The sequence below is a fragment of the uncultured Cetobacterium sp. genome (assembly GCF_947039425.1).
Classification (GTDB): Bacteria; Fusobacteriota; Fusobacteriia; order Fusobacteriales; family Fusobacteriaceae; genus Cetobacterium_A.
In genome coordinates, this window is the sequence record NZ_CAMQYW010000103.1 from 1 (window position 1) to 6,136 (window position 6,136).

The 6,136-nt window shown below is 27.8% G+C and carries 5 protein-coding genes; 2 read left to right on the forward strand and 3 right to left on the reverse strand.

Annotated features, from left to right (window positions below):
- Positions 1 to 136 precede the first annotated feature (136 nt).
- The 3 genes from rsmB to Q0V09_RS06590 form a co-directional block, all read right to left on the reverse strand.
- On the reverse strand, positions 137 to 1,417 hold the full coding sequence (gene rsmB, locus Q0V09_RS06580; RefSeq protein WP_297487808.1) for a 16S rRNA (cytosine(967)-C(5))-methyltransferase RsmB: 1,281 nt from the start codon (positions 1,415 to 1,417) through the stop codon (positions 137 to 139).
- A gap of 23 nt (positions 1,418 to 1,440) precedes the next feature.
- Positions 1,441 to 2,424: an AIR synthase family protein gene (locus Q0V09_RS06585; protein ID WP_297487810.1), complete on the reverse strand. Its 984-nt coding sequence runs from the start codon at positions 2,422 to 2,424 to the stop codon at positions 1,441 to 1,443.
- A 92-nt stretch (positions 2,425 to 2,516) separates the two neighbouring features.
- A complete protein-coding gene (locus Q0V09_RS06590) occupies positions 2,517 to 4,181 on the reverse strand; it encodes a formate--tetrahydrofolate ligase (RefSeq protein ID WP_297487812.1) in 1,665 nt (554 codons plus the stop codon).
- 167 nt (positions 4,182 to 4,348) lie between these two features.
- Here Q0V09_RS06590 and Q0V09_RS06595 point away from each other — a divergent pair, with 167 nt between their 5' ends.
- Positions 4,349 to 4,942, forward strand: a complete 594-nt coding sequence (locus Q0V09_RS06595) for a sigma-70 family RNA polymerase sigma factor (protein WP_297487814.1) — start codon at positions 4,349 to 4,351, stop codon at positions 4,940 to 4,942.
- Positions 4,943 to 5,029: 87 nt separating this feature from the next.
- Positions 5,030 to 6,136 (forward strand): YjjI family glycine radical enzyme (locus Q0V09_RS06600; RefSeq protein WP_297487816.1); only part of this gene is annotated, 1,107 nt, incomplete at its 3' end.

The following is a 6,136-nucleotide window of genomic DNA, read 5'->3' on the forward strand; positions in this document are numbered from 1 at the left end:
ATTCAGCAACTTCTTTAGTAACAATAGGAACATTATTTTCCTTTGCAAACTCCTCCATTTCTAAAATAAGAGTGTCTTTTTCAATAATTTTATTTATAATATATTCATTAGCTTGTTGTAATTCATCTAACATTTATTAAGAGTCCTTTCTTAGTTTTATAATATAGAAGTTATCAAGTATTTCTTCTGTATAGTTAATAATAAATCCACCATTAATATCTTCTGGAAGTTGGATTTTAACAACAGAGAAATTGCTGTTATTTTCTAAGAATTTTTTTATATTATTAGTATTTTCTTCATTAAAAATAGTACAAGTACTATAAACTAACTCTCCACCAACTTTTAAAGTTTGTGAAACAGAAGTTAAAATTTCTTGTTGTAATATAGCTAACTCTTCTATATTACTCATATTTTTATTGTAAAGAGCTTCTGGTTTCTTTCTAAGAACTCCATATCCACTACAAGGAGCGTCAACTAAGATTTTATCAAATTTTAATCCTTGATCTTTTAATTTTCTAGCATCTAAGTTAATAGCTTTAACACAAGTAACACCAAGTTTTTTCATATTTTCATTGATTAATTTTAATTTGTGAGGATAGATATCAAGAGCATATATTTCTCCAGTATTATTCATTAATTCAGCAAGAACAGCAGATTTACTTCCAGGTGCACTACATGTATCGACAATAACGTCGCCCTCTTTAGGTTCTAAAATTTTAGCAGCAAGATATGATGAAGCATCTTGAGCAATAATTTTCCCCTCTTTAAACTCATCTGAATGAATAACAATACCAGAATCAATATAGTAAACTGTATCTACTTTTTTTATGATTTCAACATTGAATTTTTTTAAGAAAGTCTCAAACTCTTCAGTAGTATATTTAAGAGTATTTACTCTAACACTTAAGTATGGTATTTTTTTAAGAGAGATTAAAAGAGCTTCAGCTTCATCTTTATATTCCTCTTTAATTTTATTATAGAACCATTTAGGATATGAGTATAAAATATTTAATTTATCCTCTTCTTTTAAAGTTTTAATATCTTGATCTTTTTCTCTAAGATATCCTCTAATAACACCATTTACAAATTTACCAATAGGAGCTCCAAATTTTTTCTTAGCAAGTTCAGTAGCTTCCCAAGCAATTCCTTTTTCATCACTATTCATAAAAGTAGCTTGATAAATAGATATTTTTAATAAATTTTTAATCCAATTTTTTTTAATAGCTTTAGTTCTTTTTTCTAACTGATAATTTAAATAAATTTCATTTCTAATAACTCCATAAAATACTTCAGTGATAAATCCTCTTTCACCTTTACTTAAATTGTTTTTTGAAAAATATTCATTTAACAATATATTTGAATATTTCCCTTTTTCGTATTCACTTAATAAACCAATTATTCTTTGTTTTATATTCAATATTAACACTCCTAACTATTTTTTTATATAACTTTATAAAGTTCATCGCTTTCAGGTGGAGGAATTAAAGTTTTTTCTTCACCTTTATAAATAATTTTATCTGTATTTTCTGTTAACTCTCCAATATCAAAGGCATCAATGTTATTTTCCTTAAGTTTTTCTATAAGAGGTTTTGCATCTTCTTTAGAAACTATAATTAACATAGTACCACTTGAAATTAATTTTAATGGGTTGATTTTAAAAAGAGAACAAATCTTTTTCGTAGATTCATGAATTTTAATTTTATTTAAATCAACAGAAATACCTAAATTATAAAAACAACTAGATTCCCAAAGAGCTCCAAGAAGACCACCTTCTGTAACATCATGCATACCCTTTGCATATTTATTAGAGATAACACCTTCTTTAACAACACTTGTAAGATCTAATAAGTTTTTTCCATCTTCTAGGATTTTCTCTCCTAAAGTTTCAAGAATTTCATTTTCTTTTTCAAAAGCAATAATTCCAGTACCTTCAATTCCAACACCTTTGGTAATAATAATTCTATCACTTGCAATGATTTTAGATTTAGATTTAAAATCTGTTTTTTCTCCTATACCAATAGAAGTAGCAGAAATGATAGTTTTATTAACTGCAGCAGTAATCTCAGTGTGTCCACCTAAAATAGAAACACCAATTTTATTTGCCTCCTCTTGAGCCTCCTTCATAATTTTAGCAATTTCCTCTTTTTTAGTATGAGGTGGAGCTAATATAGTAATCATAATACCCATTGGAGATACACCTTCAGTGGCAATATCATTACAATTTATATTAATTGCAAGTTTACCAAGTCCATTGTTTGTACCTGTAATTGGATCAGTTGATAAATAAACTACTTTATCACCTATTTCAATAGCAGCACAATCACTACCAATTTCTCCAGAAGATATGACGTTGTCATTGTTGTTTTGGATATTCTTAAAAATAAGGTTTTCCAAATCAGTTATTGTAAGCTTACCGATTTTCATATTTCCCCCTTGATGCAATGTATTTTATACTGTATTATACTATATTTTATGAAAATAAAAAACCCTCACTTAGCTTTAAGTGAGGGAAATTATTAAAATAAACCTGAAATTACACCATTATCATCAATATCTATCAGTTCAGCAGCAGGAATTTTAGGAAGTCCTGGCATATCAATTATACCACCAGCCATAGCGATGATAAATCCAGCACCAGCAGCAAGTTTGATAGTGTCGATTTCAACAGTAAAACCAGTTGGTCTACCTAAAAGATTAGCTTTATCTGAAATAGATTTTTGTGTTTTTGACATACAGATTGGGAGATTAGAATAACCTAATTCTTCTAATTTTTTTATAGTTTTTTTAGCATTTGGAGAGAAATTAACTTTATCAGCTCCGTAAATCTCAGTACAAATTGTAGAAATTTTTTCTGAAATAGGAAGTGATAAATCATATAGTGGAGTATAGTTATCTTTATTTTTAGAAAGTTTATCTAAAATAATTTCAGCTAGTTCTTCTCCTCCTTCTCCTCCTTTTGCCCAAACATCACAAAGAGCAACAGGGGCATTTAATTTCTCACAGTGAGATTTGATCATTTGAATTTCAGCATCAGTATCTGTTGCAAATTTATTAATTGCAACAACAACAGGAAGATTAAATTTATACATATTCTCAATATGTTTATCTAGATTAGCCATTCCAAGTTGTAGTGCATCTAAATTTTCTTCATTTAAAAGTTTAGCTCCACCGTGATGCTTAAGAGCTCTAACAGTGGCTACAATAACAATACAGTTAGGTTTTAAATCACCTTTTCTACATTTTATATCTAAAAACTTTTCAGCTCCTAAATCAGCAGCAAAACCAGCTTCAGTAATTGCATAATCTGACAATTTTAATGCTAGTTTTGTAGCAATAAGAGAGTTACATCCGTGAGCAATATTAGCAAAAGGTCCACCATGAATAATAACTGGAGTATTTTCTAAAGTTTGAACTAAGTTAGGTCTGATTGCATCTTTTAAAAGTGCAGTTACAGCACCAGCTATTTTAAGGTCCTTAATAGTTAATGGTTTATCATTATAATCATAACCAAAAACCATATTCCCAATATTTTCTTTTAGTTCTTTTAAAGAGTTTGAAAGACAAAGAGTAGCCATAATTTCAGAAGCTACAGTTATTTGAAATGAGTCTTGTCTAGGGTATCCATTTGCTTTTCCACCTAAACCAATTACAACATTTCTTAAGTTTCTATCGTTCATATCAACAACTCTTTTCCAAGTTATTTTAGTAATATCAATATTTAAACTATTTCCTTGAGTAATATGATTATCAAGACACGCAGAAACTAAGTTATGAGCAACTCCAATAGCATGAAAATCTCCTGTAAAGTGAAGATTTATATCTTCCATAGGAATAACTTGAGAATATCCCCCACCTGTAGCACCACCTTTCATTCCAAAAACAGGACCTAAAGATGGTTCTCTTAAAGCGGCAACAGAAGATTTACCAAGTCTATTAAAAGCTTGAGTTAATCCAACTGTAACTGTTGATTTTCCTTCTCCAGCTGGAGTAGGAGTTATAGCAGTTACTAAAATTAATTTACCATCTTTTTTTGAAGAAAGTTTATCTAAAAGAGATAAGTTTAATTTTGCTTTATATTTTCCATAGATGTCAAAATCATCTTGAGAAATATTAAGTTTTTCTGCAATTTTAGAGATGTTTAATATCTTTGCTTCTTGTGCTATTTGTATATCAGTTTTCATAGACCCTCCTGAAAAAATTATTATTTATTTCTGTAATAAATTGTACCTTAAAATTAAAGAAAAATAAAGAGCAAATAAGAGAAATAAAATTGATTTTTTTTGAATAAAGTTGTAAACTATACTGTTAATAGTAATGAATATCCATCTAAATAAAGGGGGGCAAAATTATGATAGAAAAGTTAGATATCATAAGGGCTAAAAGTGGAGATGAAGATTCAATTGAAAAGATTATACTAGAGTATCAAAATTTTATTTATTTTAAAAATAAGAATTTATTTTTAAAGGGAGCTGATAAAGAGGATTTGATACAAGAGGGGCTAATAGGATTGATAAAAGCAATAAAATCTTATGATGAAGAGAGAAATATTTGTTTTAATACATTTGCAAGTTTATGTATAAGAAGACAAATATTAACAGCAGTAAAAAAGTATAACTCAGAAAAAAATAAAAATCTTAATAAGGCAATTCAAGGTGGAAAGTATAATGAATCTGAAGAGGTTATAAAGTATAATTATCCATCTTTAAATTATTATACTCCAGAACAAATATATTTAGGAACAGAACTTGTTCATTATTTAAAAAAATATATGAAAGAAAATTTAAGTGGATTAGAAAAGGATATATTTTTGCAAATGTCAAAGGGATATAACTATCGTGAAATTGCAATACTTTTAGATAAAGATGTAAAAATAATAGATAACTCTATGCAAAGAATACGAAAAAAACTTCTAAATTATTTAGAGGGATACAATAAGATATAATATTAAAAAAGTTGACAAAGTGAGTATAAATTGAATATAATATGTGAAAATTGTATTTTGAATTTTGTATTAGAGGGAGAAAAGGATATGATACTAGAAACAATAAAAAGACAGGATATAACTTTTGAACAAAAAGTTATAACACTTGCTAGATTAGCAGAAGGTACACTAGATGTACTAAATAAAAGTGAAAAATTAAAAAAATATATGGGAAAAGGGATTGTATGTGATTTGTTTGAGGGGAACGCACCATATAGACCAAGATATATAGTACCTGATTACAATGTATTTTTAGAAAAGGGATGTACTTTTTTAAATTTAGAAGTACCAACTAATTTATGGGAAGCTGTACATGGACTTTTAATACTATATAAACATGTTCCTTCGATAACTACAATGCCAGTTTATTTAGGAAATATAGATTATTTATTAGAACCATTTATTAAAGATGAAAATGAAGCATATTTAGCTATAAAATTATTTTTAAAACATATAGATTCAACAATAACAGATTCTTTCTGTCATGCTAATATAGGGCCAAAAGATACAAAGGCTGGAAGATTAATATTGAAAGCTATGAGAGAGTTACAATTACCAACTCCAAATTTAACTTTAAAATATAGTGAAGAAACAACAAAAGAGTTAGCAATTGATTCTATATTAACAGCATTAGAGACAGCTAAACCAAGTTTTGCAAATGATAGAATGTTTAGAAAAGATTTTAAAGGGGATTATGGAATTGTTAGTTGTTATAATGGTCTTACAGTTGGAGGGGGAGCAAATACTTTAGTGAGAACAAGACTAGGTATTTTATCGAAAGAGGCTACTTCAGTTGAAGATTTTGTAACAAGAGTTTTACCAGATGTATCAAAAGAGATGCTTGAATATATTGATGAAAGATCAAAATTTATTATAGAAGAAAGTGGATTCTATGAAAGTAGTTTCTTAGTTAAAGAAGGGTTTATAGAAAAAGAAAAATTTACAGGATTATTTGGATTTGTTGGATTAGCAGAATGTGTAAATAATTTATTAGGGGCTACAGAGGAGAAAGATAGATTTGGATACTCTGAAAAAGCTAATACTTTAGCACTTGAAATTGTAAAGACAATGTCAGATATTGTAAATAACCATAAAAGTAAATATGCAGGAGAGTTTTTAGAGAATGTACATTTATTACATTCACAAGTAGGAATA

Bases quoted from the DNA above. Each gene is read 5' to 3' on its own strand.
- Q0V09_RS06585 (WP_297487810.1), bottom strand. From the start codon at position 2,424: ATGAAAATCGGTAAGCTTACAATAACTGATTTGGAAAACCTTATTTTT.
- Q0V09_RS06595 (WP_297487814.1), top strand. From the start codon at position 4,349: ATGATAGAAAAGTTAGATATCATAAGGGCTAAAAGTGGAGATGAAGAT.
- Q0V09_RS06590 (WP_297487812.1), bottom strand. From the start codon at position 4,181: ATGAAAACTGATATACAAATAGCACAAGAAGCAAAGATATTAAACATC.